Here is a 26,630-nt window from a genome sequence, read left to right on the forward strand (position 1 = left end):
GAGGAGAAGCTATGAAGAGGCGTGACATCCTCCGTCGTACCGCCGCGGCCGGCCTGCTGGCCGTCCCCGCCACCGGCCTGCTGACCGGTTGCGCCCTCGGCGGCGGCGACGACAACAGCGGCGGCGAGTCGCTCGAAGGCACGAAGAGTGAGCAGAACCCACTCGGCGTCAAGGAGGATGCGCCGCTCGAGGTGGTCATCTTCAATGGTGGTTTTGGTGAAGAGTATGCCAAAGCCCACCAGGCGATGTACACCGAGAAATATCCAAAGGCGACGATCAAGCACTCCGCGACGCAGGAGATCAACAAGACCCTCCAGCCCCGGTTCGTCGACGGCACTCCGCCGGACGTGGTGAACAACTCCGGCGCCGGTCAGATCGACTTCAACGGCCTGGTCTCGCAGGGCGCCCTGGCCGACCTCGGCGAGCTGCTCGACGCGCCCAGCCTCGACATCCCGGGCAAGAAGGTCCGGGACACCCTGCTGCCGGGCGTGGTCGACGTCGGGTCGTACGACGGCAAGTTCCTGGTGCTCAGCTACGCGTACACCGCGTACGGCATCTGGTACTCCAGCAAGCTCTTCGCCGACCGCGGCTGGCAGTACGGCAAGACCTGGGACGACCACATCGCGCTGTGCCGGCAGATCAAGGCCGCCGGCATCGCCCCCTGGACGTACGCCGGCAAGCACCCCCGGTACATGAGCTGGCCGGTCATCTCGATGGCGATCAAGTTCGGTGGCCCGGACGTGGCGAAGGCGATCGACAACCTGGAGCCGAACGCCTGGAAGTCCGAGCCGATGAAGATGGCGGCGGACGCCTGGTACCAGATCGTCAAGGACGGCTTCATCATGCCCGGCAGCCCCGGTCTCGACCACGTGCAGTCGCAGACCGAGTGGTGCCGGGGCAAGGCCGCCTTCATCTCCTGCGGTTCCTGGCTGGAGAGCGAGCAGGCCAAGGTCACCCCGGCCGGCTTCAACATGACCGTCGCGCCGACGCCCAGCCTCGGCGCGGGCGACAAGCTGCCGTTCGAGGCGATGCGCGGCACCGCCAGCGAGCCGTTCATCGTGCCGGCCAAGGCCAAGAACCGGACCGGTGGCCTGGAATACCTGCGCACCATGCTCTCGATGAAGGGCGCCCAGGACTTCGCCAAGAAGGTCTCCAGCCTGAGCGTGGTGGCCGGCGCCACCCAGGGTGCCGAGCTGCCGTTCGGGCTGACCAGCGTGGTCAAGGCGCTGGACGCCTCCGGCAGCAACGGCTTCAACTGGGTCTACAACAACTACTACCGCAAACTGGAGCGGGAGTTGGTCGACGCGGCCTGCGGCGAGTTCTTCAGCGGCCGGACCAGCCCGGCCGAGTTCCTGGACCAGTGCCAGAAGGGCGCCGACCAGATCGCCGGGGACAGCAGCATGAAGAAGTACAAGCGCCAGTAGGTCGTCGGTGACGTCGTGGGGGTCGGCCGGTGTGGTCGGCCCCTCCGGCGCGATCGTCGCGGGGAAGGTCTTCCCGCGTGGAGTGGGCAGGATGTCGGTTCCGTGAAACATGGCAAGTATCCGCTGATCATCACCTTCCTGGTGCCGCCGCTACTGCTGTACGGCATCTTCGTACTCTCGCCGTACCTCCAGGCGTTCCAGATCTCCACCACCAACTGGCTGGGCTACTCGGCCAGCGCCGACTACGTCGGGCTGGAGAACTTCGCCACCCTGCTGCGCGACGGCGCGCTGTGGAACGCGGTCAAGAACAACGCGATCCTGTTGGTGCTGCTGCCGGTGCTCACCATCGGGCTGGGGATCTTCTTCGCCAGCATGCTCAACATGGGCGGCCGGCGCGGCACCGCCGGCGTGGTCGGGGTACCTGGCTCCGGCGCGTACAAGCTGGTCTACTTCTTCCCGCAGGTGCTCTCCGTGGTGATCATCGCGCTGCTCTGGAAGGAGGTCTACCACCCCAACAACGGGCTGCTCAACGCCACGCTGCGCGGCATCGGGCTGCCCGCGCCGACCTGGCTCGGCGACCCGCGTACCGCGTTCTGGGCGGTGCTGGCGGTGATGGTCTGGAGCAACGTCGGCTTCTACGTGGTGCTCTTCGGCGCGGCCATGCAGGCCATCCCGAAGGACATCTACGAGGCGGTGATGCTCGACGGCGCCTCCCGGTGGACCACGCTGACCAAGGTCACCATCCCGCTGCTCTGGGATACCGTGCAGGTCGCCTGGATCTACCTGGCCATCGCCGCGCTGGACGGCTTCATCCTGATCCAGCAGATGACCGACGGCGGGCCCAACCACTCCTCGGACGTGATCGGCCTGCGGATGTACAACACGGCGTTCGGCAGCGAGACCAAGTTCGGGTACGCCTCGGCGATCGGCGTGGTGATGTTCTTCCTGACCCTGTCGGTGGCGGTACTGGCACTGCGCGCCAGCCGCCGGGACCGAATCGAGTACTCGTGACGACCGTCGACACCCCCGCGTCGGCTCCGCCCACCGTCGGCGCCGACGGCCGGTCCGGGCCCGGTGACCGGGCACCCCGCCGCGAGTGGGGCGTGGTGAACGTCTTCTCGCACGGCTTCCTGCTGCTCTGGGCGCTGCTGACCACGCTGCCGCTGCTCTGGGTCTTCCTCAGCTCGTTCAAGAGCGACGGCGAGATCCTCAGCGACCCGTGGGGGTTGCCCGGCGCGCTGCGCTTCGAGAACTGGGCGCGGGCCTGGACCGAGGCCAGGATCGGGCAATATTTCCTGAACAGCGCGGTCGTGGTGGCCGGCTCGCTGACCCTGACGATGCTCTTCGGCGCCACCGCCGCGTACGTCTTCGCCCGCTACGAGTTCCGGTTCCGGCAGGTGTTCTACTACCTGTTCGTCGGCGGCATGATGTTCCCGGTCTTCCTCGCCCTGGTGCCGCTCTTCTTCGTGGTCCGCAACGCCGGGCTCTTCAACACCTGGACCGGGCTGATCCTGGTCTACGCCGCCTACTCGCTGCCGTTCACGGTCTTCTTCCTCTCCGCGTTCTTCCGGACCCTGCCGACCTCGGTCGCCGAGGCGGCGCTGATCGACGGCTGTGGACACTTCCGGCTCTTCTTCCGGGTGATGCTGCCGATGGCCCGCCCGGGCCTGGTCAGCATCGGCATCTTCAACTTCCTCAGCCAGTGGAACCAGTTCATCCTGCCCCAGGTGCTGATGCAGGGGGACGAGTCGAAATGGGTGCTCGCGCAGGGGCTCGCGGCGCTGGCGGTCAGCCAGGGCTACCAGGGCGACTTCAGCGGGTTGTTCGCCGGGCTCACCCTCGGGATGCTGCCGGTGCTGGCCGTCTACGTGCTGTTCCAGCGCCAGATCCAGTCCGGGCTGACGGCTGGGCAGCTCAAGTAGGCGAGGGGTAGCACGCGCGTCACTTCCCCCAGTCGTTCGTATGCCAGATGCGTGCCATGGTGATTTCTTTCTGAGCTGGCTTCCACGGTGTGGTCGGTGGTTGCCGGTCGGAGGCCATGTCTCAGGCGGGGCTTCCCTGCTTGAGCGCCCGCGCGATCCGCACGACCCGTTCGGCTTGGTGGCGGGCGGCGTTGCGGGTGTCTTCGTCGATCGAGCCGAGGTCGGGGCCCAGCACCGCGTGGTGGGAGGTGCCGTAGGGGTTACCGTCGACCCACTTGACCGGGTCGGTGTATCCCGGCGGCACGATGATTCCGCCGAAGTGGTGGATGCTGTTGTACATGGCGAGCAGGGTCGACTCGTGCCCACCGTGTCGGGTTCCGGTCGAGGTGAAGCCGCTGTAGACCTTGTCGGCGAGCCTGCCTGCCTGGAACAGCGGCGACAATGTGTCGAAGAACTGCTTCAGCTGGGCGGCGATGTTGCCGAATCGGGTCGGTGAGCCGAAGACGACGGCATCGGCCCAGGTAAGATCCTCGGGGCTCGGTGTCGGCACGTCGGCGGTGGCCGCGTGGTGAGCCGCCCAGTGCGGGTTCGAGTCGATCGCGGTCTGCGGCGCCAGTTCGGCGGCCTTGCGGACGCGAACCGCGGCGCCGACGGATTCGGCCGCGCCGGCGATTTCTTTGGCGATCGCCGTGCCGGTGCCCGTCGCGGAGTAGTAGATCACGGCAAGGTTGACGAGGTTGGACATGGGTGGGCCTCTCTCTTGACGAATGCGGTTCTGGTGGCAGTGCGGGCGAGCGCTCAGGTACTGGCCAGCCTGCGACGGTCGGCGAGTGTCGGTAGATGACCGGTCACCCCGCCGTCGACATAGATGAGCTGGCCGGTGAGGAACTTCGACTCGTCGGACGCGAGGAACACGACGGCGTTGGCGACGTCGGTTGGCTGTCCGACAGCGTTGAGCATCTGGGAGTCCAGGACGAGCTTTGTCGGCGCTACGTCCTCGAGCCGGTGTGGTCCGCCGGGTCCTCCTGCTGACGGGGGCGGTGGGATCAGCCCCGGAGCCAGCGCGTTGCTGCGGATGCCGAGATGGCCGAAGGAGGTGGCTACGGATTTCGTCAGGTAGTTGATCGCCGCTTTGCTCGTGCCGTAGGCGACCAGTGCGAGGTCTCCGCCTGCGGCCTGGACCGATGAGGTGTTGATGATGGATCCACCGCCGGATTCGGCCATCACTGGGATGGCGTACTTGCTGCCGAGCAAGACGCTGCCGGTGTTCACCTCCAGGGTCCGCATCAGGTAGTCACGGCTGATGCCGACCACGTCGGTGTCCTGGAGAATCCACTCGGCGGACACCAGTCCGGCGTTGTTCCACAGCACGTCGAGCCGTCCGTAGGTCTTCTTGGCGAGCGCCACGACGCCTGCGATGTCGTCCTCGACGCTGACGTCACCGACGTAGGGCGTGACGTCGTAGCCATCCTCGGTGAGCTCTTTCGCCCGCTCGTGGACGGTCGTGGACAGGTCCATCATCACGACTCGCGCATCCTCGGCCGCCATCGCCCGCACTCCCGCCAAACCCAGAGCGCCGGCCGCACCGGTGACGATCGCCACTTTGCCTTCCAGGCGGTTCATCGAAGATCCCTCCCTCAAGATAGTTGAATTTTCAGCATCTGGTCGCCAGGGTAGCATCGAGTGCTGAAGTTTCAACAATCGGCGGGAGGTTGTGATGACGGATACCCGGTGGCTGGACGACGAGGAACAGCGGACGTGGCGCAGCTTTCTGCTCGCCAGCCGGCTGCTGTCCGACCGGCTGGAGCAGGGGCTGAAGCAGGACGCGGATCTTTCCTTCGCCTACTACGAGATCCTCACCCGGCTCTCGGAGGCGCCCGGGCGCTCGATGCGGATGGCCGACCTCGCGGCCGCGTGCGTCTTCGACCGCAGCAGGCTGAGCCATGCGATCGACCGTCTGGTACGCGACGGCTGGGTCCGCCGAGTGCCGTCCCGCTCCGACGCGCGGGGCCAGCTGGCGGAACTCACCGACGAGGGCATGGAGAAGGTCCGACAAGCCGCTCGCGGTCACGTCGAGCAGGTTCGGTCGCTACTGTTCGACCGCCTCACCCGAGACCAGCGAGCGGCCCTACGGGAAATCAGCGAAGCACTCGCCACCGGCATCGTCGACATGCCGAAGCTCATCTCGATGGGCTGGCCGTCGCAGTGACGGCCAGCCGGGTGAGGCGCCGAGGCCGCCTACTCGGCTACGACTGCCGCCCCTCCACGGACCCGCCAACGGAGAACCCGGCATCTCAAGTGATCGTCGAACTTGTCACCCGAGTCCACGGCCGCCAACCCGCCCCCGCAGTGCTCGTCCGGGGCGCGGTCGACGATGGAGGTGACCGCCCGGACCGGAGTCGTCAGCGGAGATCGTCATCGGCACATTCTGACCCATGCGGATCCGCCGCCCGGCGGATGCTGGCACTGATTGTGACGGTGATGCACCGTGAGGCATGACTGCCTCTCCCTCTTCAGATCTCGTTGCTGTCTCTCCTGATCGCCGGGTTCTTCGTGCGGCGGTTCCGCTTACCTCGGTCGGTACCGAGGCGACGCGCGGTCGCACACCGGCTCCGACCTACGCGTCTTCCTGACCTGGTGCGCCGACCAGGATTTAAATCCGCTTCCGCTCAAGATCAACTGTATGACTCTGCCGCGATAAAGGTGCGCCGGCCGTTGAGGTAGTCACGATGAGAGCTCTCTACCCTGACCTCGGTGCTGTCGATGCTGTCGGCAGTCGGGAGAGCGGTGCTGGCTACGGGAGCTGGGACAGGAATTCTTCGATCGCTGTACCGACGTCGCCGAGGGCTTGCGTGTAGGCCCGTAGCGGTCCGGGTGGCCGCAAGCCGTGGTCGCCGCCGGTGATGGTGAGGACCCTCTTGCTCGTTGCTGCGGCGATGTCAGGTAGCCAACTGGGGTCGCGGGTCCCCCCGACAAGAAGTGTGGGCGCCGGGTTTCGGCCGACGGCCTCGGCTATGACCTCGATATGCAGAAGCGGCGTCAGCCAGATCGCTGGGAGTTGCTGTTCGGCCGCGAGCATGGCGGCATAGGTGCCGAGCGACTTTGCGATGATCACGGGCTGCGCGGCGGGCACCGCGCTGGCCAACCGGTGTAGTGCCGCAGAGACGTGCGCCCGAACGAACGGTTCCGGCCCGATGTCCAAGCAGGCCGTCCGGGACGCTCCAGCTCACCGTCTCTACTGGTACGTCACGGTCGGAGAGCGCCTCACTGGCAAGGTCGAGCAGAGGGGCCTGCGGACCGTAGCCGCGTCCGGGGACGATGACTCCAGCGATCATTCGATGACTGTAGCGACCGGCACGCAGCGCTTCACCGTCATGCCGCCGTCCGTGCGCGCCATCCACCTGGAAGCCGCTACGCCTCGTGACCGACCCCAGTGCCGGTGTCCGGGATGACGACCGCCGATGGGTCAGGGAGGAGACTTGGTGTCGTGGATACCGCCTCGTGTAGGTCAGCCAGTTCAGCTCCGTCTCCCCCTATTTGGGTCGAGTCGATAGGTGGTCCTCTGATCGTGGTGCCGGTCTCGGCCTTGGAAGAGTGGGCTGGCAGCACCGGCGTGAGGTCTGCCGCCGGCGACGCGGAAGTGCCGGACGACTATGACCGCGCCTGCGCGGTGGACGGTTTGGCAGGGGCGATCGAGATTGGGGGGAAGGGGCGGCAAGGACTTGTCCTGGCGGACGAACCCGCCACGACTTCCTATCTACCGCAGCACCGGGCCTTCGTCCGCTGGCTCGGAGCCGACTCTGCCGCTGCCTTGATCAAGGCCGCCGTCACTGTTCTCCGTGATCCTGCTGTCGAGTGGCACGAATGCGGTTTCTGGGAGACAGACGGCCCGGCACTCCTCATGGACTCCGTCGATGCGGGGAGCGACTTGTACGTTCCATACCCTGAGGGCGGAACGCCCGAGCAGGCACCCGTTCCGATCGCAGCGGCCCGGTGGCGGGTGCGCGCCGTACACACTCGGGTGGACGAAAGGACCTCAGTGGGTGTGGTGCAGCTCTTGCCGTAGCCACGAGGCCTGGTCAACACGTCAGCTGTAGCGCGTACGCATGGGGGACCCCAGACGGCGGTTGACACCTAGATTGGCTATGCCTAGGTTAGCTAGGCATGGAGCTGCGCGGGCATCTGGACTTGCTGCTACTCGGGACCTTGCGCCGAACTGAGCCAGCACATGGCTACGCGCTGATCGTCGCGTTGCGGGATCAATCCGATGGCACCTTTGATCTTCCGGAGGGCACCGTCTATCCGGCACTGCACCGCCTCGAACGCGACGGCTTGGTCAGTAGCGAGTGGGACGCAGGTGCGTCTCGACGTCGCCGGGTCTACCGCCTTACGCCGTCCGGGGTATCGGCGCTGACAACCAAGCGGCGCGAGTGGCGCACGTTCGCACGGGCCGTACAGGCCATTCTGGGACCGGACGTTACGGAGGTGCCGGCGTGACGGGTGACGGAGAGCGCGTGGAAGCGTCCGACCAGGACGAGCCGGCAGCAGTCGGCGTGGTCGCCCGTCACCTCGACGAGATGTTCGACCAACTGGCCGGAACTGGAGCAGTTGGCCGGCGACTGCTGGCGGAGGTTGAGGACCACCTGCGAGACGCCGTCGCCGACGAGATGGCGCAGGGTGTGCCGGCAGAGCGAGCCGAACGCAACGCGGTCACGCGGTTCGGGCCGCCGGACCGCATCGCCGGCGATCTGCGCCGTGCTCGGCGCGGCCTCGCCGTCGCCCCGGTGGTCTCCGGCGCCTGGCTTCTCACCGGGCTTGCCACTGTGTTGTTCGCCGCAACATTTCTGCTCAAGGCCCTGGATGTGGCGATGCTGCGGCGCGCGCACCCCGAGCAACTGCCATCGTGCGCCGAGCGACCCGGGGTGCCGGCCGACATCTCCGACGCCATCGCCCCGTGCGGTGCCGGCGTCGCTGCCACGCATACCTATGCGCGGATAGGTCTAATCGCGCTGCTTGTGGCCGTGGTCGTGCTGACGGCTCGCTGGCTGACCATCCGTAACACCGCCCTGCCGCCGGCGCCTCAGCGCTGCCCGCTCCTCGCCGCCGCGCTGTTCGCCGTTGCAGGCGTCGTGCTGTTCCTGCAGTACCCGGTCACCCCGTCCGGGCGGCCTCTATTCGGCGCCAGTGGTGGCACACCTCTGTGGTGGACGGGTTCGTGGCATCAGATCACCGTTAGTGGGCTGGCGCTGTTGACGTCGGTCGCCATTGTCTGCGGGTACGTCGCCCAGGGGCGCCGAGCCTGAGCTGTCGGTCGCGGCCTTGCCTGCCGCATAAGCGCCGGGTACGGGCAAAATACTTCTGTCGTCAAAATGGGAACGAGCGGACAGAGCGCGGCTTCTGGTCCGCGATCCGATCGATCGGGATGAGGGTGCCGTCGACGGTCGTGTATGCCAGCCGCGACGCCAACCCGGTGGCGGGGTTCAGGTCGTCGGCGACGACGGCCAGCAGGACGATCACCTCGCGTACTGCCGCCAGGCGGTGGTTGGCCAACAGCGAAGCCAACACGGCATCCGCTTCTACCGCGACCCGCACTATCCGGCCACCATGCGGTGAGTGGTCGTAATTGAACGGCACACCCGCCTTGACTGGAATGGGGGCTCGGATCGACAGATTGGTACCGACATCAGCTGCCGAGCGGGTCGAACAGCCGGCGGTGCAGTTCCGCCGGGTCGGTCAGCTCGGGCAGGCGTCGGGCGGCCAGCCAGGCGGCGCCGAGCGAACCGTCGTCGGCGTACCGCAGCGGTGCGTCCGGCCAGCGCGCAGCCAGGGCCGAACGTACGGCGTGCACCAGCGGCGTGTCGACGAAGAACAGCCCGCCGCCGAGCACGATGGGCGTACGTGCGTCCGCCGGCCGGATCCGCTCCACGTTGCCGGCGAGCAGCCGAGCGGCCTCGTCGAGGATCGCGATGGCGGCCGGGTCGTCGGCGATGCCGGCCCTGAGCACCAGCGGGGCGAGCGCGGCCAGTTCGACGGCAGGTCGCCGGGTCACCGTCTGCACCAGGATGTCCACGGTGTCCCGGGGCCGGGCGGCGACCTCCGTCGAGCCGAGCAGCTCGGTCAGCACGAGCGTGGAGAGCGGCCCGGGTGGCTGGTGCCGGTCGAGGTCGGCCAGTGCCTGCCGGACGGCCTCCCGGCCGAGCCAGAAGCCGCTGCCGGCGTCGCCGAGCAGCCAGCCGTGTCCGTCGGCGACCCGGTCCAGCGCCATGTCGCGTACCTCGGCGGCGATCGCCCCGGTGCCGGCGATCAGGATGGTGCCGTCCGGCTCGGCGGTGCCCGAGGCGTACGCGACGAGGGCGTCGCCGACGATCTCGTACTCGCAGCGCAGCCCAACCTCCTGCCAAACCCGGGCGAAGGCGAGCCGGCCGGCCGGATCGGCGAGCAGCCGGCCCGCTCCGGCCAGCCCGATGACGCCGGCCCAGACCAGTCCCGGATCGATCTCGGCGAGGGCGTCGGTCAGCGCCACCCGGAGCTGTTCGGCCGCCTGCTCGGCGCCGTGGCTGGTCGGGTTGCCGCCGCCGGCCCGGCCGGTGCCGATCCGTTCGCCGGACAGCGAGACCACCGTGGCCCGGGTCGAAGTGCCGCCGACGTCGAGTCCCACCACTATGCCGTCGGACATGACCGGCAGCTACCTCCCTGTCGCGTGGACTCCGCCCGCTCTCCTGCGCCGCGTTCGTCGAGCTGCGCCGCGTTCGTCGAGCTGCGCCGCGTTCGTTGATCGCGTCGTGTCCGTTGATCGCGTCGTGTCCGTTGATCGGCGTCCATGCTGCTCGGTGTGGCCCGGGAGGGCAAGCGTGGATCGTCCGGCGCCAGGGCGGCCCAGGTAACAGTTTGAAAACTTCACCCATCGTCTTGACAAGGAGGGGGGGTTAGTAAGAACTTTTACCACTAACAGTTAACTTCCTTTTCGGAAAGGCGTGCCCATGGTCGAGCAGGAGGCGGACACCATCGCGGGGACCGCGGTGGTCGACGCCGAGCGCGACCGCCGGGCCGCCGCCGGGCTCTCACCGGCGGACAGCGTGCTGGTCCGGGTCCGGTCCCGACTCACCGAGTTCACCGGTGCGCTGCAGCGGGTGGCCGAGCAGGTGCTCAGCGATCCGTCCGCCGCCGCCCGGGCCACCATCGTCGAGCTGGCGGAGCGCAGCGGCACGTCCCCGGCCACCGTCACGCGGTTCTGCCGGGCACTGGGGTTCGAGGGCTACGCCGACCTGCGGCTCGGCATCGCCGCCGAGACCGGCCGGGCGCACACCGCCGGCTGGACCGTGGACATCGGCCGGGAGATCCAGCCGACCGACCCGCTGGAGCGGGTGCTCGGCCAGATCATCGCGGCGGACACCCAGGCCATGCACGACACCGCCACGCTGCTGGACCTGGTCGAGGTCGAGCGGGCCGCCGAGGCGATCGCCGGAGCCGCCCGGGTGAACATCTTCGGCGCCAGCGGCAGTGCCCTGGTCGGCGAGGAGATGCAGTTCAGCCTGCACCGCATCGGCGTGGCGGCGTGGGCCTGGAACGACGTACACGAGGGGTTGGCCGGGGCCGCGCTGCTCCGCAAGGGTGACGTCGCCCTGGGCATCTCGCACACCGGCCAGACCCGCGAGACCATCGAGACCCTCGCCGAGGCGGGCAGTCACGGCGCGACCACGGTGGCGCTGACCGGGTTCCCCCGCTCGCCGCTGGCCGAACTGGCCGACATCGTGCTGCTCACCGCCAGCCAGGCGACCACCTTCCGGCCGGACGCGCTCTCCGCCCGGCACCCGCAACTCGTCGTGCTCGACCTGCTCTACATCGCCGTCGCCCAACGCACCCACGACCGGGCCCACGCCGCGTTCCAGCGGACGGCCCGGGCGGTGGGCGGGCACAAGGCGACCAAGGAGGCGCGGCCGTGACACGCATCCGACACCGACACGTCGGGACGGAGGGGGCGGGGTCCGCCTCCGGCCCGATCGCCCCCTGGCGGGGACGAGTGGACCCTTTTCCACCTGGACGGCGCGTTGCCTGCGCCCCGACCTCCACCTGCGATCGCCGCAGAGCACAGGGGGAGGTCGGAAGAGGTTCAGTAACCGCACCGCTGGCAGGTCCCGGCCATCCGGAGTCGTCCGGCTGGCCCGACCCGATTCTCAACTGAGGAGATGAAGATGTCCGCAACCTCCGACCGCACGTCGGACCGCGTTGATCCGTCGACCATGACCGGGCCGGACCTGCCGGCGGCACTGGGCGCCAGCCGCCGTACGGTGCTGCGCCGGGCCGCCGCCGCCGGGCTGCTCGTGACCCCGGCCGCCGGGCTGCTCGGCGCCTGCGCCACCGGCGGCGACGACGAGGGCAACACCGAGCAGGAGACCGGGGAGAAGAGCGCCACCAACCCGCTCGGCGTCAAGGAGGACGCCGCGCTGGAGGTGATCATCTTCAACGGTGGCTACGGCGAGAAGTACGCCACCGACGTGCACGAGAAGCTCTACCAGACCGCCTTCCCGAAGGCGCAGATCAAGCACCAGGCGACCCAGGCGGTCTCCACGGTGCTCCAGCCGCGGTTCACCGCCGGTGACCCGCCGGAGTTCGTCAACAACTCGGGCGAGAAGTTCCTCGACTTCGGTGCCCTGGTCAACGACAACCAGCTCCAGGACCTGACCGAGCTGTGGGACGCGCCGTCGGTCGACGACCCGAACAAGAAGGTCCGGGACACCGTCATCCCGGGCGTGCTCGAGCAGGGCATGTTCAACACCAAGGACGGGGCGCGCAAGCCCTTCGTGCTCTACTACGTCTCGACCGTCTACGGCATCTGGTACTCCGGCAAGCTCTTCAAGGACAACGGCTGGACCGTACCGACCACCTGGGAGCAGTTCACCGCGCTCTGCGACCAGATCAAGGCCAAGGGCATCACCCCGTTCGGCTACGCCGGGGCGAACGCGGCGTACTACATGTGGAACGTGATCCTGACCCAGGCCGCCAAGGTGGGCGGCCCGGACGTGCTGAAGAGCATCGACAACCTGGAGCCGAACGCCTGGAAGGCCGACGCGGTGATCCAGTCCGCCAAGGCCTGGGCCGAGATCGGCGCCAAGTACGGCGACAAGAGCTTCGAGGGCCTCAAGCACACCGACGTGCAGCTACGGCAGAACCAGTACAAGGTCGCCTTCTACCCCAGCGGTGACTGGCTGGAGAACGAGCAGAAGAAGGACACGCCGGCCGGCTTCGAGTACCAGCTCATGCCGGTGCCGAGCCTGACGCCTGCGGACAAGCTGCCGGCCGGTGCGATCCGGGCGGCCGGCGGCGAGGGGTACTTCGTCTCGGCCAAGAGCAAGAACCCGCGCGGTGGCATGGAGTACATGCGGCAGATGCTCTCCAAGGCAGGTGCCCGGGGCTTCACCGAGACCGTCGGGGCGGCCACCGTGGTGCCGGCCGGCAGCGAGGGCTACTCGTTCCCGCCCGGCGTGGCCAGCTCGCAGGCCGCGCTGAAGGCGGCCGGGGCGAACGTGTTCAACATGATGTTCGACAACTGGTACAAGGAGCTGGACACTGAGGCCCGGACGGCGACCAACGAACTGATGTTCGGCCGCGCCACCGCCGAGCAGTGGGCCGAGCGGATCCAGAAGCGCGCTGACGCGATCAAGGCCGACAGCAGCGTCGCCAAGTTCTCGCGCTGATTGACCGGATGGGAGTGATCATGCGGCAGGGCAAGTACCCGTTCGTGATCGGCTTTCTCTTCCTGCCGGTCACGCTCTACTCGATCTTCGTGATCGCGCCGTACGCCCAGGCCTTCCAGCTCGCGATGACGAACTGGCGGGGCATCGGCGCGCCGGAGTGGATCGGGTTCGAGAACTTCCAGCGGCTGTTCAACGACACGGCCTTCTGGAAGGCGGTCCAGCACCACGGGATAATCCTGCTCGCCCTGCCGCTGATCACCATCGCCATCGCGCTGTTCTTCGCCTTCATGCTGAACGTCGGCGGCGGCAGCAGGGGCGGGCAGCGGGTCGGGGTCCGGGGGTCCGCCTTCTACCGGGTGGTGTTCTTCTTCCCCCAGGTCCTGGCGGTGGCGGTCATCGCGGTGCTGTTCCAGATGGTCTACCGGCCGGACGAGTCCGGCCTGATCAACGGCGTGCTGACGAAGATCGGACTGGAGCCGATCTTCTTCATGATCAACCCGAACCTCGCCCTCTGGTCGATCATCGCGGTGCTGGTCTGGCAGAGCGTCGGCTTCTACGTGGTGCTCTTCTCGGCCGGCATGGCCTCCATCCCGACCGAGATCTACGAGGCCGCCGAGATCGACGGGGCCACCAAGGTCACCCTCTTCTTCCGGGTCACCCTGCCGCTGCTCTGGGACACCCTCCAGGTGGCCTGGGTCTATCTGGGCATCGCGGCGTTCGACTGCTTCGCCATCGTCGCGGTGCTCTCCATCGACAGCGGCGGCCCGGACGGGGCCACCACGGTGCTCGCGATGGAGATCTACCGCAACGCCTTCACCTACGGCCGGGCCGGCTACGCCTCGGCGATGGGGGTGGCGCTGTTCTTCCTGACCATCACGTTCGCGGCACTGATGCTGCGGGTGTCCAAGCGGGAGAGCATCGAGTATTGAGATGGGACCCCAGATGACGACACAGACCGAGCGCCCGGTGGTCCGACCGGGGGAAGGCAAGCCGGCCACCACGGCCGGCAAGGGCCGCGACCGTAAGGCCAGGTCCGAGGTACGACTGCTGTCCAGCCTGGGCCACGTCGCCCTGGTGGTCTGGGCGGTGATCGTGATCGTCCCGATCCTCTGGACCTTCCTGGCCTCGTTCAAGAACACGGCGGAGATCTTCAGCAGCCCGTGGACGCTCCCGGCCGAGCTGCGCTGGGAGAACTGGGGCCGTGCCTGGACCCAGGCCCGGGTCGGCAGGTTCTTCGTCAACAGCGTGATCGTGGTCTCCTGCGGCGTCCTCGGCACGATGCTGCTGGGCTCGATGGCCGCGTACGTGCTGGCCCGCTACAAGTTCGTCGGCAACCGGGTGATCTACTACCTCTTCGTCTCCGGGTTGGCCTTCCCGGTCTTCCTGGCCCTGGTGCCGCTCTTCTTCGTGGTGGAGAACCTCGGCCTGCTCAACTCGCACACCGGACTGGTCCTGGTCTACATCGCGTACTCGCTGCCGTTCACGGTCTTCTTCCTGGCCGCGTTCTTCAAGACGCTGCCGACCTCGGTCGCCGAGGCGGGCATGATCGACGGTTGCTCGCACACCCGGCTCTTCTTCCAGGTGATGTTGCCGATGGCCAAGCCCGGCCTGATCAGCGTCGGGATCTTCAACATCATCGGGCAGTGGTCGCAGTACCAGTTGCCGCTGGTGCTGCTCTCCAACGCCGAGGACAAGTGGGTGCTCACCCAGGGCATCGCCGACATCTCGGTCAACGCCGGGTACGAGGCGGACTGGTCCGGGCTGTTCGCCGCGCTGACCATGGCGATCCTGCCGATGATCCTGGTCTACGCGATCTTCCAGCGGCAGATCCAGTCCGGCCTCACCGCCGGCGCGGTCAAGTAGCGCGGCCGACCGGACGCGACACTCCTCGGCCGGCCGCGTACCGGCGGGCCGTCCTACCAGCCGGGCCCCGATCTCTCACGAGGAGATCGGGGCCCGCTTCCTGGACGACCGGCCGTCGCGCGCCACGGACCGATGCCGGCGCACCTGGCCGACCGGCCGAGCCGGTAGCGCCGGGGTAGCAGTCTGCGCATCGGAGCCGGTACGCCGGCACCGGGCCGGTGCCCGGCCATCATGGACGGATGCCCCTGCTGGTGCCGCCGGTCCTGCCGCTCGACTCGCTGCGCACGATCCGCCAACCCCGCCTCACTGCCGCCGGCGGGCTGACCCTGCGGCCGTGGCGGGTGGACGACGCCGCCACCGTGCGGGCCGCGTTCGAGTGCCCGGAAATCCAGCGGTGGCATCTGCGCCGGCTGGACGGCGAGGACGAGGCGCGGGAGTGGACGGCGCAGTGGCCGGCCCGCTGGGCGGCGCAGACCGACGCGAGTTGGGCCGTGACGGCGGAGCGGACCGGCGAGCCGCTCGGCCAGGTGGGGCTGCGCGAGATCCGGCTGGACCAGGCGTCGGCCGAAATCTCGTACTGGGTGCTGCCGGCCGCGCGCGGCCGGGGCCTCGCCGGCCGGGCGGTACGGGCACTACAGGCGTGGGCCTTCGACCGCCTCGGGCTGCACCGGCTGGAACTGCGGCACTCGTCGGCGAACCGCGCGTCCTGCCGGGTGGCCGACAAGCTCGGGTTCGCGGTGGAGGGCATGCTGCGCGGTGCGTGGCGGCACGCGGACGGCTGGCACGACGTACACCTGCATGCCCGGCTGCGCGAGGAGGGCGACCGCCCGGCCTGACCCGGCCGGCTGCCGGCTGCGGCGCGGCCTTGGCGTGCGCTGTGGCGACGGCCGGTGACATGACGACGGGTGGCCCCTATGCTACTGAATGGAGTGAGGTTCGTCGTTCCGGCGACCGCACCGCCCGCGTCACCGGCATTGAGGGGGAAACCGTCGTGGCCCATGCCGCACCCGTCGAGGCCCAGCAGACGTCCACCGACCTGACCGCGATCCTGCGTACCCCGCTGCGCCAGCTCTCCGCCGACCAGGTCCGCCCCGTCGTACGGCGGATCGTCGAAGACCGCGAGCGGGCCGAGGCGGTCGACGTGGCGGCGTTCCAATCGTCGATCTGATCGCGTGAGTCCCACCGCGCGAGGCCACTCCGACGTACGGCCGCGCGCGCTGAGCCAGTTTGTCCTCAAAGTACACAGCCGGTGTGACCTGGCCTGCGACCACTGCTACATCTACCAGCACGCGGACCAGAGCTGGCGCGAGCGGCCCCGGGAGATCGCCCCGGAGACCGTGCACGCCGCCGCCACCCGGATGGCCGAGCACGCCCGGGAGCACGGGCTACGCCGGATCCATCTGGTGCTGCACGGCGGTGAGCCGCTGCTGCTCGGCCCGGTCAGGCTGGCGGCGGTGCTGAGCCGACTGCGCGCCGCCATCGAGCCGGTGGCCGAGCTCGACCTGCGGATGCAGTCCAACGGGGTGCTGCTGACCCCGCGCCTGTGCGACCTGTTCGTGGCGCACGGCGTACGGGTCGGGATCTCGCTCGACGGCGACGCCGCCGCCAACGACCGGCACCGGCGCTTCGCGGGCGGGGCGAGCAGCCACCCGCCGGTACGCCGGGCGCTGGCCCTGCTGCGCCGCCCGGAGTACCGGCACAGCTACGCGGGCATCCTCTGCACCATCGACGTGCGCAACGATCCGATCCGGGTGTACGAGGCGCTGCTGGCCGAGGCGCCGCCCCGGATCGACTTCCTGCTTCCGCACGCCACCTGGAACGCACCGCCGTCGCGGCCCGACGGCGCCGCCACCCCGTACGCCGGCTGGCTGCTGCGCATCTACCGGCGGTGGATCCAGGACGGCAGGCCGGTCGAGATCCGGCTCTTCGACTCGCTGCTGGCCACCGCGGCGGGCGGGCGCAGCGGCACCGAGTCGGTCGGGCTCGACCCGGCGGACCTCGCGGTGGTCGAGACGGACGGTGCCTGGGAACTGGCCGACTCGATGAAGACCGCGTACGACGGCGCTGCCGGGATCGGGTTGGACGTCTTCCAGCATCCGGCGGACGCCGTGCTCTCCCATCCGGAGTTCGTCGACAGCCAACGGGGTCTGTCCGGGCTCTGCCGGACCTGCCGGCAGTGCCCCGTCGTCGCGCAGTGCGGCGGCGGGCTCCGGGCGCACCGCTACTCCGACGCCGGCGGATTCGACAATCCGTCCGTCTACTGTGCCGACCTGAAGGAGCTGATCATTTCGATCAACCGGGAAACGGCGACCGGTGCGACATCGGCCGGGGTGGCCGCCGCGGCCGGAGCGGGCGGGGACCTGCTGCTCGACGGTCTGCCCACCGGCGACCTGCTCGAAGACCTCGGTGCCGGCCACGGTTCGGTGGCCAGCCTGCGGCGGCTCGCCGCCGCCCAGCTCGGATACGTCCGGGGGCTGTTGGTCGAGCTGGCCGACCGGGTCGCCGGTACCCCGACCGCCAGCGCCTGGGAGCTGCTCGCCCGGCTCGACGAGGAGGCGCCCGAGGTGGTGTCGGCGACCCTCGCCCACCCCTACCTGCGGCGCTGGGCGCGGCAGTGCCTTGCCTCCCGCCCCGGCGGGATCCCCGACCCGGCCCACCTGGCCGGGTTGGCGGCGACCGTGGCGGCCCGGGCCGGTGTCGAGGCCGACCTCGAGGTGCCGGTCCGGGCCGGCCTGGTCCACCTGCCGGGCCTCGGCGCGCTCGAACTCGACGAACCGGGGGAGCGAGGCGTACTGCTGTCCATCGCCGCTGGCGGTTTCACCGCCCGCGCCGGACCCTCGGCCGTCGTCGTGCCGCCGGCCGGGCACGCGCCGCCGCCGGCCGCCTGGCGACCGGTACGCCGGGCCGAGCTGGACGGTTGGGAGATCCTCGTCGAGGATCTCGACCCGTACCGGGACTGCTACGAGTGGCCGGCGGCGGATCGGCTCGACCTGGCGGCGCTGGCGTCCTGGCGGCGGTCGCTGGCCGCCGCCTGGGTCCGGATCCAGCGGGAGGTGCCGGGCCAGGCGCGGGGCCTGCGTGCCGGCCTGCGTGCCGTCACACCGTTGCGGACCGATCCCACCGGCGGGTTGCGCAGCGCCACCTCCCGGGACGCGTTCGGAGCGGTCGGCACCGTCGCGGCCGATCCCGACTCGCTGGCCGTGCTGCTGGTGCACGAGTTCCAGCACGTGAAGCTCGGCGCCCTGCTGGACCTCACCGTCCTGTTCGACCCGGCGTACCCGGAGCGGCTGCGCGTGCCGTGGCGGGACGCGCCGCGACCGCTGGAGGGGGCGCTCCAGGGCAGCTACGCCCATCTGGCCATCGCCGACATCTGGCGGGCGCGGCCGGGCGCCGAGGCCGCGGAGCACTACCGTCGGTACCACGAGTGGACGGCACGAGCGATCGACGGGCTCGCCGCGAGCGGCGCACTCACCGGGCACGGGCAGCGGTTCGTCCGGCAGATGGCTGAGACCCTGCACTCCTGGCCCGATGAGCGCTGATCCGGCGACCCGCACCGCGTACGCCGATCCCCAGGAGACCGAGCGGCTCGCCGCCGACCTGGCCGCGATCGGCGTACGGGCCGGCCGGGACGTGCTGGTGCACTGTTCGATGCGGCGGCTCGGGCCGGTCCCGGGCGGCCCGGCGACCCTGCTGGCCGCGCTGCGCCGGGTGGTCGGCCCGGAGGCGACGGTGGTGGTACCCGCGCAGACGGCCGGCAACTCCACGACCGGGCCCGCGTTCCGGGCCGCCACCGAGCGGCTGGACGCGGCGGGGCGGGCCGCCTACGAGTCCCGGATGCCCGGCTTCGACCCGGCGAGCACGCCCTCGGAGGGGATGGGGGCCTTCGCCGAACACCTGCGCAGACAGCCGGGTGCGGCGCGCAGCGGACACCCGATCACGTCTTTCGCCGCCCTCGGCCGGCGCGCGGTGGAGTTCACGCAGACGCACGACCTCGACTGCCTTCTCGGGGAACGCTCCCCACTCGGCCGCCTCTACGGGGCCGGCGCCGCCGTCCTGCTGCTCGGTGTCGGTTACGACAGGTGCACCGCGCTGCACCTGGCCGAGTACCGGCCCGACGCCCGCCGGCCGGCGGGCCCGCCGCCGGAGCGGGCGTACCGCTGCTACGTGCTGGCGAACGGCCGGCGGGAGCGGCGCGACTTCCGCGCGCCGGTGCTCGACATGAGCGACTTTCCCCGGATCGGTGCGGCGATCGAGAGCAGCCTGCCGGTCGGCCGGGGCCCGGTCGGTGCCGTGACGGCGCGACTTCTGGATCTTCGCGCTGCGGTCGATTTCGCGACAAGCTGGATGGCGGAGCACCGCCGACCGTAAAGCTGGATAGACCGGCCGGTACCCGTGTGCTTACCTTGGGCGACGGGTGTGGGGTGACGCATGGTCGACGGCGGGAGAGCGGCAGTTGGACGACGGCCGGGTGGTGGACGATCCACTCGCTCCACTGTTCTTTGTCAGCTACGCCGTCATCAAGCCGCCGCGGCGCACTCCCGGAGGCCGGCGGGAGGCCAACACCAATGCGCTGCGACTCTTCTCCGAGCTGTCGATTCACGTAAACGCCCTGGTGAGCCGGCCGACCGGCGCGGACCCCGGTTACATCGACCGGAACATGCGCGGTGGCGAGCGGTGGACCCCGGACCTGCTGGAGGCCGTCGGCACCTGCCAGGTCTTCGTCGCGTTGCTGTCTCCGGCCTATCTGGACAGTGAGTGGTGCGCGCGGGAGTGGAACCTCTTCGCCAGCCGCACCGTCGTACGCCGGGACGGCCGGCCCAGCAACGAGACCTGCATACTGCCGGTGAGTTGGACCCCGGCGGACTCCTGCGAGCCGCCGAACTACGTCCAGCGGTTCTCCCCGGACGGCACCCCCGACGAGGACCTGGTGCCGACCTATCACCAGGAGGGCCTCTACGGCCTGCTCTCGATGAAGGACCCGGCCAGCGACGTGGTGCTCTGGAAACTCGCGCAGCGCATCGTCGAACTGTCCCGATCGCACTGGGTCGAGCCGCGGGTCCTGACCACACCTGGCGGAATTGCCCGGAAGTTCTCCAGGAGGGGCACATGACCGGGAGCGGCGCGGCGGCAGCGGCGGCGATCGACGACGGCACCTACTTCTTCCTCAGCTACGCCCACTCCGCTCCGATGCTCGAGGATCCCCGGCTCGATCCCGACAAGTGGGTGAAGGTCTTCTTCGACGACCTGTCGGCGACGATCCGCAGCCGGATCTCCACCTCCGACGAGCGGCAGGTCGGGTTCTTCGACGCACAACTGCACTCCGGCGCGGACTGGGAGGAGGCGCTGACCACGGCCCTCGGCAACACGCAGGTCTTCGTGCCGCTCTACTCGCCCGCCTACCTCAGCAACTCCTGGCCGCTCGGCGAACTGGAGTCGTTCCGCCGTCGGTTGAAGGCGTCCCCCATCGCCGAGAAATACCGGCACATCATTCCGGTGCTCTGGATCCCGCTGCCGTCCTGGGACCAGAGCGCCGAGACCCGCGAGGCGCTCGAACTCGCCAGCGACGTCCCCGGGTACGCGGAGAACGGCCTGCGGGCGCTCTGCATGCTGACCAGCTACCGCGCTGCGTACCAGGAGATCCTGGGCCGGCTCGCGACGGAGGTCACGCAGATCGCGCAGCGCTACCCGCTGCCGCCCTCCCGGGTGCCCAGGGTGGCCGAGGCGCAGCACACCTCCCTGGCGGACGCCCAGTTCGTGGTCGTCGTCGCGGCGCCGACCCGGGCCGAGGCGCCGGCGGACCGGGAGCCCGGGGTCTACACCGAGCGGAGCGAGCAGTGGCGCCCGTTCGGGCAGGACCAGGCGCTGCCCGCCGCGAAATACGTGGCCAGCACCGCCGAGCGGCTGGGGCTGGCCACCCACGTCACCAGCTTCGCGGACGCCGGTGACGCGATGGTCCGCTGCCCATCGGTCCTGCTCATCGACCCGTGGGTGGTCAGCGACAGCGCCGGTGAGCACGACCTGGCGCTCGTCCTCAAGCGCCTGCCCCGGTGGGTGATCCCGCTGGTGGTGCTGAACGAGAGCGATCCGCACACCGCGACCGTCGGCACCCGGTTCGCCGACCGGGTCGCCCGGATGCTCGGTGCGGCGAACCGGCCCCCCGCGAAGCGCGTCGGGCAGCTCCCGGAGTTCGTGCAGATCATGCCGGAGCTGGTGACCGAGGCGCGCCGGCAGTACCTCAAGAACGCTCCCGTCCTCCCGCCGGACCGGCCCCGGGTCCGGCGCCCGCAGCTCGGCCGGCCCGAACCGTCCGGCGATATCCCCGCAGGCACGGAAGAGGAACGATGACTGACGAACGCAACGGCCAGGTGGTCACGTTCTACTCGTTCAAGGGTGGCACCGGCCGGACCATGGCACTGGCCAACGTGGCCTGGATCCTCGCCGCGAACGGCAAGAAGGTCCTGGTCGCGGACTGGGATCTGGAATCGCCCGGCCTGCACCGGTTCTATCACCCGTTCATCGACCTGAGCGTGCTGGTCGGCACCGGCGGGGTCATCGACATGATCCGCGGATTCGAGACCCAGGCCTCGGCGAAGGACGGCGCCGGCGTACCCAAGATCCGGTTCCTGCCCGCGGGCTGGGAGGCGGAGTTCGCCCGGGTACAACACTTCGCCTTCTCGTTGAACTACACCTTCCCCGGCGGGGGCAGCCTCGACTTCCTCTCCGCGGGCCGGCAGAACCAGGACTACGCCGCCGGGATCAGCGGCCTGGACTGGGACGTCTTCTACGACGGACTGGGTGGGGCGGCGTTCATCGACGCGCTGCGCGAGGACATGCGGCGCAACTACGACTACACGCTGATCGACAGCCGGACCGGGCTGAGCGACGTGGCGAGCATCTGCACCATCCACCTGCCGGACGTGCTGGTCGACTGCTTCACCCTCAGCGACCAGGGAATCGAGGGCGCGGCGCGGGTCGCCCGGGACGTCACCAAGCGGTACGTCAACCGGCGGATCCGGGTGCTGCCGGCCCCGATGCGGGTCGACCCGGCCGAACAGGACAAGGCCAACGCCGGCCGCGCGCTCGCCATGCACCGGTTCGCGGGCCTGCCCGCCGGGCTGACCGAGGCCGACCGGCGTGACTACTGGGCCGAGGTCGAGGTCCCCTACGTGGCCTACTACGCGTACGAGGAGACGCTGGCGACGTTCGGCACCGACCGGGCGATGCTCTCGGCGTACGAGCGGCTGACCGCGGCCATCACGGAGGGCCAGGTCCGGTCGCTGCCCCGGATGGAGGACGTCCTGCGGGACCAGTTGCGGTCCCAGTTCGAGCGCAAGAGGTTCCTGCCGCAGGGCGAGATCCTGCTGCGGTACTCGCCGAAGGACCAGGTCTGGGCGGAGTGGATCGAGCGGGTACTCGGACCGGCCGGGATCGGCGCCGTCGACGTCTGGTCGAGGGAGGGGAGTCCGGGCCGGGACACCTCGCCGATCCGGACGCTGACCATCGTCTCGACCGCCTACGCGGAGAGCGCGCTGGACTCCCTGCCGCCGGCGGAGACCCCCGGTTCAGGTGCCCCGCTCGCGGTGTACGTCGACGACGTCAGGTCACTACCCGAGTTCCTGCCCGAAACGTCGGTCTTCCTGACCGGGGTCACGAAGGCGGGCGACGCGGTGGCGAGCCTGCTGCGGCTGGTCGGGCGGGTGGCGTCGGCCGCCGACGACGCCAATGCGGCGACCGTGGCCCGCTATCCGGGCGCCGGGCCGGAGTTGCAGAAGACACCGGTCGCCAACGTGCAGTTCACCGGGCGGGACGAGAACCTGCGTACGCTGCGGCAACTGCTCCGTTCCGGCACCAGTCGGGGCTACTCGCTGGTCGCGTTGCACGGGATGGGCGGGGTCGGCAAGAGCCAGATCGCCCTGGAGTACGTCCACCGGTTCCGGACGGCGTACGACCTGGTGTTCTGGATCGAGGCCGATCCGCAGATCTTCATCGACACCCAACTGGTCGAGCTCGGTGAGCGGATGGGCCTGCCGGAGCAGGCCAACGTCCCGGCCGCCATTCGCCAGGTGCTCGACACGCTGGTCCGCGGCGACCGGTACCCGCGCTGGCTGCTGGTCTTCGACAACGTCGCCGACTACCGCGAGATCGAGGACTTCCTGCCGCAGGGCGGTCGGGGCCACATCATCATCACCGCCCGGGAGAAGACCTGGGAGGAGGGCGCGGAGACGATCGAGATCAGCCCGTTCAGCCGGGCCGAGAGCATCGAGCAGCTCCAGCGCCGGGCGCCCGACATCTCGCACCGGGACGCCGACCGGGTCGCCGAGGCGCTCGGTGACCTGCCGATCGCGCTGGCCCCCGCCGGCGCCTACATCGCCGACAGCGGCATCACGGTGGACGACTACCTCGTGCAGCTGGCCGAGCAGGGCGCCTCGCTGGACACCTGGGGCCCGTCCCTGGACCGGCTCAAGCAGGACTCGCCGGGCGCCTACCGGCTGCTGGAAATCTGTTCGGTGCTGTCGGTGAAGGTCTCCATCGAGCTGCTCAACAGCAAGGGCATCGGGGAGCTGCTGCGGCAGGCCGATCCGTCGGTGCCGACCCGGTCGGGCGCCGCGAAGCTGATCCAGCGGACCAACCGGTTGGCGCTGCTGCGGCTCGACACCCGCGCGCAGCAGATCGAGCTGCACCGGTTGCTGCGGGACGCCGTCCAGCGACGGATGACCGGCGAGGAGCAGCAGACCATCCGGCAGCAGGTGATCAGTGCGCTGGCCGCCGCCCGGCCGGACAGCGACGTCGACGTGGCAGAGAACTGGGACCGCTTCCAGCTACTCTGGCCGCACCTGGAGGAGTCCGAGGAGGCCATGCAGGCGGCGCTCGACTCCGACGACCCGGCCGTGCTGGATCTGCTGGTCGAGCGGGTCCGCTACATCTGGCTGCGCGGCGTACTCCACCAGGCCCGCGAGCTGGCCGAGCGGATCCTGGCGGCGTGGACCGACCGGATCGAGGAGAGCGCCGATCCGGCCGTATCCGAGATGCTCCGCCCGCCGCTGCTGCGGTTGCGGTTCAACTTCGGCAACATCCTGCGCTCCCAGGGCCACTTCAAGGATGCGCACGCGTACGACGAGATGACCCTCGCCGAGCAGCGGGAACTGCTCGGCGAGACGCACGCCGACGCGCTGATGACCGCCGGTGGCCTCGCCGGTGACCTGCGTGGTCTGGGCCGGTACGGCGAGGCGCTGGCCTTGGACCAGCAGACCCATCGGATGTGGTCGCGCGACTTCGGTGAGGACTTTCCGCGTACGCTCACCGCGCTGAACAACCTGGCCGCCTCGATGCGGCTGGCCGGCAACATCAGGGAGGCGCAGCGCCTCGACGACCAGGTGTTCGAGCGGCGCCGGGTGATGCTGGGCCGCAACAACCACTGGACGCTCGGTTCCGCCGTCAACCTGGCCCGCGACCTGAGGGAGACCGGCGACTACCAGCGGTCGCTCAGCCAGTCGCAGGAGGCTCTGGCGGGCTACCGGAGCCTGTCCGGGCCGAACGCGCTGGCCACGCTGACCGCACAGGTGAACCTGGGGGTGGCGCTGCGGACCGTCGGCCAGGCGGTCGAGGCGGGCCGGCTGCTCGACGCCGCGTACGACATGTTGCGGATGACGTTCGGCGACGACAGTCCCGACACCCTGGCGGCCCGGCTGAGCCGGGCGACGAACCGGCTGGCGTTGCACCAGGTCGCCGAGGCGGAGGAGGAGTTGCGAGCGGTGCAGGCGGCTTACCAGGAACTGCTCGACATCCGCCACCCGCACATGCTGATCTGCGAGAACAACCTGTCGGTGGCGGCCCGTGCCCGAGGCGACCGGGAGGCTGCCCGCAGGTCGGCACAGGCGGCCGTGAGCGGGCTGGCCGAGATGCTGCACCCGCAGCATCCGTTCCTGTTCGCCGCCCAGATGAACCTGGCGGTCGGCAAGGCCGAGACCGGTGATCTTCCGGGTGCGCTCGAGTTGGTGGAGAACCTGCACAAGGTGATGCGTACGGCGCTCCTCCCAGAGCACCCGGACACGCTGCGGGGTGCGGCCAACCTGGCCCTGATCCGCAACCTGCGCGAGCCGGACTCCGGCTCAGAGGAGTTCGAGGCGGCTCTGGCGGAGTTGACCGAGCGGCTCGGCAGCAGCCATCCGGACGTGCGGACGCTGGGGCGGCGGACGCTGCTCGACCGGGTGCTGGATCCGCACCCGTTCTGATCGGCGGCCCTGCCCGACGGCGTGCGGGGCCGACACCGACCTGATCCGCCGGTCGCCGGTCCGGGAGGGTGTGTCGGACCCCGCCCGGCCGAGCCGTGGACCGTTCGGGTCAGGCCGGGCCGCTCCGGCCGAGGTCGACCAGTTCCGGCTCGGGGAGGGCGAGCCAAGCGAGGATGTCCGGCAGGATCTGCACGGCGGCGAAGTGTCCCACCCCGGGTTGCACATCGACCTCGGCGTGCGGGATCTGCGACTGGAGCCACCGGGTGTGCGCGACCGGCGAGAAGTTGTCCTCGGCACCGTGCCAGAGCCGGACCGGCACCTTGATCGACGAGAGGTCGAAGCCCCAGTCCCGGCTGAGCGCCAGCGCGTCGTCGATCCACCCGTCGGCGCCGAACCGCACCGCCTCCGCGTAGCTCTCGGTCAGCAGGCGGCGCAGTGCGACATCCTCGACCACGTTGCGGTCGGCGGCGCTCAACTCGCCGTCGATGAAGTTGACGACACTCGACGGGTCCCGACGGGTGCGGTCGGCCCGGATGGTCAGCGACTCGATCAGCCTGCGTCGGTCGGACGTCGCCTCCCGGTACGCCTGGACGTTGGAGGGGGCCATCCCGTCGTACCAGTCCAGGCCGGCCGCGTCGGAGGGGGCCGGGGAGACCAGGACCGCGACCCGGGTCAGCCGGCCGGTGAAGAGGTCGCTGGCGGCGCAGGCGAGGGCGTGCGGTCCGCCGCCGGACCGGCCCACGACGGCGAACTCGTCCAGCTCAAGATGATCGGCCACCGCCTGCACGTCCAGTGCGGCGTCGACGACCCGGCGCCCGGGATTGCGGGTGGATCTGCCGTAGCCGGGTCGGTCATAGCAGATCAACCGGATGCCGAGCAGATGGAGGATCATGCTCCGGGGTTTCGGGCCACTGCGGCTGCCGGGCATTCCGTGCATCAGGAAGACGGGAAATCCGTTCACGTCCCCCGAAGTCTCGACGGCGAGGGTTCGGTCGCCCAGTGGGACGTCCCACTCAGTCGGCCGCTCCTGTGACACCCTGTGCCCTCCTGTCGAACCTCCTGGAGGGCGGCGTCTAAGGGCACCAGCACGCACCGCCTCGGCTGAGGCTCCCCCGCCCAATCACGATGGGGCTGATTCTGAAGGACTCAGCGTATCGCTTTATGAGGTAGGTCACCAGCAGCCCGGAGGGGGCGTACCGGCAGGTTTCGGGTCAGCCCGGCCAGCATGCCGTTCGGGTTGACCGGCGAAGTCGTGCCACGTCGGTGAGTCGCCGGAGCGTGGCCCGCGGTGCCCTCGGGTCGCCGGGATGCCGCTGACCGGCCCATGATCGGCGGACTCCCGGCCGCAGCCGGACCATTCGGCGATGCGCTTTCTGAGCAATCAGGCATAACAAATCTTTGGGTGCCATCGCCGCTATCCCGGCATGCCGTCTGCCGCTGGCTACGCCCGCCGAGGTGGCGGCGGACCGGCCCGAGTTCACCCTGGGCGGCGGG

Annotated in this window: 22 protein-coding genes and 2 pseudogenes; 18 read left to right on the forward strand and 6 right to left on the reverse strand. The window is 69.7% G+C overall.

Features of this window, described 5'->3' with window-relative positions; genetic code table 11:
* Window positions 1-11: 11 nt before the first annotated feature.
* From ngcE (R6Y94_RS30850) to R6Y94_RS30860, 3 genes are all read left to right on the forward strand, one after another.
* On the forward strand, window positions 12-1,424 hold the full coding sequence (gene ngcE / locus R6Y94_RS30850) for an N-acetylglucosamine/diacetylchitobiose ABC transporter substrate-binding protein (RefSeq protein WP_318399368.1): 1,413 nt from the start codon (window positions 12-14) through the stop codon (window positions 1,422-1,424).
* Window positions 1,425-1,526: 102 nt separating this feature from the next.
* Window positions 1,527-2,435, forward strand: coding sequence for a sugar ABC transporter permease (locus R6Y94_RS30855; protein ID WP_318399369.1), 909 nt, complete (start codon window positions 1,527-1,529; stop codon window positions 2,433-2,435).
* On the forward strand, window positions 2,432-3,346 hold the full coding sequence (locus R6Y94_RS30860; protein WP_412102925.1) for a carbohydrate ABC transporter permease: 915 nt from the start codon (window positions 2,432-2,434) through the stop codon (window positions 3,344-3,346). The genes R6Y94_RS30855 and R6Y94_RS30860 overlap by 4 nt, the downstream gene beginning before the upstream one ends.
* A 121-nt stretch (window positions 3,347-3,467) precedes the next feature.
* Here R6Y94_RS30860 and R6Y94_RS30865 read toward each other — a convergent pair whose 3' ends face one another.
* Entirely contained in the window at window positions 3,468-4,091 is a 624-nt protein-coding gene (locus R6Y94_RS30865) for a flavodoxin family protein (protein ID WP_318399370.1), read from the reverse strand.
* 53 nt (window positions 4,092-4,144) lie between these two features.
* Entirely contained in the window at window positions 4,145-4,969 is an 825-nt protein-coding gene (locus tag R6Y94_RS30870) for an SDR family oxidoreductase (RefSeq protein ID WP_318399371.1), read from the reverse strand.
* Window positions 4,970-5,063: 94 nt separating this feature from the next.
* Between R6Y94_RS30870 and R6Y94_RS30875 the strand changes: the two genes are divergently transcribed.
* Window positions 5,064-5,555, forward strand: a complete 492-nt coding sequence (locus tag R6Y94_RS30875) for a MarR family winged helix-turn-helix transcriptional regulator (RefSeq protein ID WP_318399372.1) — start codon at window positions 5,064-5,066, stop codon at window positions 5,553-5,555.
* A 585-nt stretch (window positions 5,556-6,140) separates the two neighbouring features.
* Here the strand turns inward: R6Y94_RS30875 and R6Y94_RS30880 are convergent.
* Window positions 6,141-6,681, reverse strand: a pseudogene (locus tag R6Y94_RS30880) (alpha/beta hydrolase).
* 113 nt (window positions 6,682-6,794) lie between these two features.
* Between R6Y94_RS30880 and R6Y94_RS45360 the strand changes: the two are divergent.
* The 3 genes from R6Y94_RS45360 (at window position 6,795) to R6Y94_RS30890 (ending at window position 8,649) form a co-directional block, all read left to right on the forward strand.
* Entirely contained in the window at window positions 6,795-7,412 is a 618-nt protein-coding gene (locus R6Y94_RS45360) for an Imm21 family immunity protein (RefSeq protein WP_412102926.1), read from the forward strand.
* Between the two features lie 98 nt (window positions 7,413-7,510).
* On the forward strand, window positions 7,511-7,843 hold the full coding sequence (locus tag R6Y94_RS30885) for a PadR family transcriptional regulator (RefSeq protein ID WP_318399373.1): 333 nt from the start codon (window positions 7,511-7,513) through the stop codon (window positions 7,841-7,843).
* Window positions 7,840-8,649, forward strand: coding sequence for a permease prefix domain 1-containing protein (locus tag R6Y94_RS30890; RefSeq protein WP_318399374.1), 810 nt, complete (start codon window positions 7,840-7,842; stop codon window positions 8,647-8,649). Before R6Y94_RS30885 ends, R6Y94_RS30890 begins: the two co-directional genes overlap by 4 nt.
* A gap of 88 nt (window positions 8,650-8,737) precedes the next feature.
* On the opposite strand, the pseudogene R6Y94_RS30895 reads toward R6Y94_RS30890, so the two are convergent.
* Window positions 8,738-8,906 (reverse strand): annotated as a pseudogene (locus R6Y94_RS30895) (IS5/IS1182 family transposase); the annotation flags it as partial.
* A gap of 123 nt (window positions 8,907-9,029) precedes the next feature.
* Window positions 9,030-10,022: an N-acetylglucosamine kinase gene (locus R6Y94_RS30900; RefSeq protein ID WP_318399375.1), complete on the reverse strand. Its 993-nt coding sequence runs from the start codon at window positions 10,020-10,022 to the stop codon at window positions 9,030-9,032.
* A 304-nt stretch (window positions 10,023-10,326) separates the two neighbouring features.
* On the opposite strand from R6Y94_RS30900, the gene R6Y94_RS30905 reads away from it, so the two are divergent.
* The 11 genes from R6Y94_RS30905 (at window position 10,327) to fxsT (ending at window position 25,136) form a co-directional block, all read left to right on the forward strand.
* The gene (locus R6Y94_RS30905; RefSeq protein ID WP_318399376.1) at window positions 10,327-11,289 is read left to right on the forward strand and encodes a MurR/RpiR family transcriptional regulator; all 963 of its coding nucleotides are present in this window, start codon (window positions 10,327-10,329) and stop codon (window positions 11,287-11,289) included.
* A gap of 249 nt (window positions 11,290-11,538) precedes the next feature.
* Window positions 11,539-13,041: an N-acetylglucosamine/diacetylchitobiose ABC transporter substrate-binding protein gene (gene ngcE, locus R6Y94_RS30910; protein ID WP_318399377.1), complete on the forward strand. Its 1,503-nt coding sequence runs from the start codon at window positions 11,539-11,541 to the stop codon at window positions 13,039-13,041.
* A gap of 20 nt (window positions 13,042-13,061) precedes the next feature.
* Window positions 13,062-13,970 carry a sugar ABC transporter permease gene (locus tag R6Y94_RS30915; RefSeq protein ID WP_318399378.1) on the forward strand — a complete coding sequence of 303 codons (909 nt, stop codon included), beginning with the start codon at window positions 13,062-13,064 and terminating at the stop codon, window positions 13,968-13,970.
* Between the two features lie 13 nt (window positions 13,971-13,983).
* Entirely contained in the window at window positions 13,984-14,904 is a 921-nt protein-coding gene (locus R6Y94_RS30920) for a carbohydrate ABC transporter permease (protein ID WP_318399379.1), read from the forward strand.
* A 239-nt stretch (window positions 14,905-15,143) separates the two neighbouring features.
* A complete protein-coding gene (locus tag R6Y94_RS30925; RefSeq protein WP_318399380.1) occupies window positions 15,144-15,740 on the forward strand; it encodes a GNAT family N-acetyltransferase in 597 nt (198 codons plus the stop codon).
* 155 nt (window positions 15,741-15,895) lie between these two features.
* A complete protein-coding gene (locus R6Y94_RS30930) occupies window positions 15,896-16,072 on the forward strand; it encodes a hypothetical protein (RefSeq protein WP_318399381.1) in 177 nt (58 codons plus the stop codon).
* Between the two features lie 4 nt (window positions 16,073-16,076).
* Window positions 16,077-18,443 carry an FxsB family cyclophane-forming radical SAM/SPASM peptide maturase gene (locus R6Y94_RS30935; protein ID WP_318399382.1) on the forward strand — a complete coding sequence of 789 codons (2,367 nt, stop codon included), beginning with the start codon at window positions 16,077-16,079 and terminating at the stop codon, window positions 18,441-18,443.
* On the forward strand, window positions 18,433-19,272 hold the full coding sequence (locus tag R6Y94_RS30940; protein ID WP_318399383.1) for an AAC(3) family N-acetyltransferase: 840 nt from the start codon (window positions 18,433-18,435) through the stop codon (window positions 19,270-19,272). Before R6Y94_RS30935 ends, R6Y94_RS30940 begins: the two co-directional genes overlap by 11 nt.
* 46 nt (window positions 19,273-19,318) lie before the next feature.
* The gene (locus tag R6Y94_RS30945; protein ID WP_318399384.1) at window positions 19,319-20,014 is read left to right on the forward strand and encodes a TIR-like protein FxsC; all 696 of its coding nucleotides are present in this window, start codon (window positions 19,319-19,321) and stop codon (window positions 20,012-20,014) included.
* Window positions 20,011-21,249: a TIR-like protein FxsC gene (locus tag R6Y94_RS30950; protein ID WP_318399385.1), complete on the forward strand. Its 1,239-nt coding sequence runs from the start codon at window positions 20,011-20,013 to the stop codon at window positions 21,247-21,249. Before R6Y94_RS30945 ends, R6Y94_RS30950 begins: the two co-directional genes overlap by 4 nt.
* Window positions 21,246-25,136, forward strand: coding sequence for an FxSxx-COOH system tetratricopeptide repeat protein (fxsT, locus tag R6Y94_RS30955; RefSeq protein ID WP_318399386.1), 3,891 nt, complete (start codon window positions 21,246-21,248; stop codon window positions 25,134-25,136). The genes R6Y94_RS30950 and fxsT overlap by 4 nt, the downstream gene beginning before the upstream one ends.
* Window positions 25,137-25,245: 109 nt before the next feature.
* On the opposite strand, the gene R6Y94_RS30960 is transcribed toward fxsT, so the two are convergent.
* Window positions 25,246-26,097 carry an alpha/beta hydrolase gene (locus tag R6Y94_RS30960; protein WP_318399387.1) on the reverse strand — a complete coding sequence of 284 codons (852 nt, stop codon included), beginning with the start codon at window positions 26,095-26,097 and terminating at the stop codon, window positions 25,246-25,248.
* Window positions 26,098-26,630: the final 533 nt, after the last annotated feature.

The organism is Plantactinospora sp. KLBMP9567, from assembly GCF_033446045.1.
Classification (GTDB): Bacteria; Actinomycetota; Actinomycetes; order Mycobacteriales; family Micromonosporaceae; genus Plantactinospora.

Coding starts and splice junctions, on each gene's coding strand:
- ngcE (WP_318399368.1), top strand. CDS start 12: ATGAAGAGGCGTGACATCCTCCGTCGTACCGCCGCGGCCGGCCTGCTG.
- R6Y94_RS30865 (WP_318399370.1), bottom strand. CDS start 4,091: ATGTCCAACCTCGTCAACCTTGCCGTGATCTACTACTCCGCGACGGGC.
- R6Y94_RS30870 (WP_318399371.1), bottom strand. CDS start 4,969: ATGAACCGCCTGGAAGGCAAAGTGGCGATCGTCACCGGTGCGGCCGGC.
- R6Y94_RS30875 (WP_318399372.1), top strand. CDS start 5,064: ATGACGGATACCCGGTGGCTGGACGACGAGGAACAGCGGACGTGGCGC.
- R6Y94_RS45360 (WP_412102926.1), top strand. CDS start 6,795: ATGACGACCGCCGATGGGTCAGGGAGGAGACTTGGTGTCGTGGATACC.
- R6Y94_RS30885 (WP_318399373.1), top strand. CDS start 7,511: ATGGAGCTGCGCGGGCATCTGGACTTGCTGCTACTCGGGACCTTGCGC.
- R6Y94_RS30900 (WP_318399375.1), bottom strand. CDS start 10,022: ATGTCCGACGGCATAGTGGTGGGACTCGACGTCGGCGGCACTTCGACC.
- R6Y94_RS30905 (WP_318399376.1), top strand. CDS start 10,327: ATGGTCGAGCAGGAGGCGGACACCATCGCGGGGACCGCGGTGGTCGAC.
- ngcE (WP_318399377.1), top strand. CDS start 11,539: ATGTCCGCAACCTCCGACCGCACGTCGGACCGCGTTGATCCGTCGACC.
- R6Y94_RS30915 (WP_318399378.1), top strand. CDS start 13,062: ATGCGGCAGGGCAAGTACCCGTTCGTGATCGGCTTTCTCTTCCTGCCG.
- R6Y94_RS30920 (WP_318399379.1), top strand. CDS start 13,984: ATGACGACACAGACCGAGCGCCCGGTGGTCCGACCGGGGGAAGGCAAG.
- R6Y94_RS30925 (WP_318399380.1), top strand. CDS start 15,144: ATGCCCCTGCTGGTGCCGCCGGTCCTGCCGCTCGACTCGCTGCGCACG.
- R6Y94_RS30940 (WP_318399383.1), top strand. CDS start 18,433: ATGAGCGCTGATCCGGCGACCCGCACCGCGTACGCCGATCCCCAGGAG.
- R6Y94_RS30950 (WP_318399385.1), top strand. CDS start 20,011: ATGACCGGGAGCGGCGCGGCGGCAGCGGCGGCGATCGACGACGGCACC.
- fxsT (WP_318399386.1), top strand. CDS start 21,246: ATGACTGACGAACGCAACGGCCAGGTGGTCACGTTCTACTCGTTCAAG.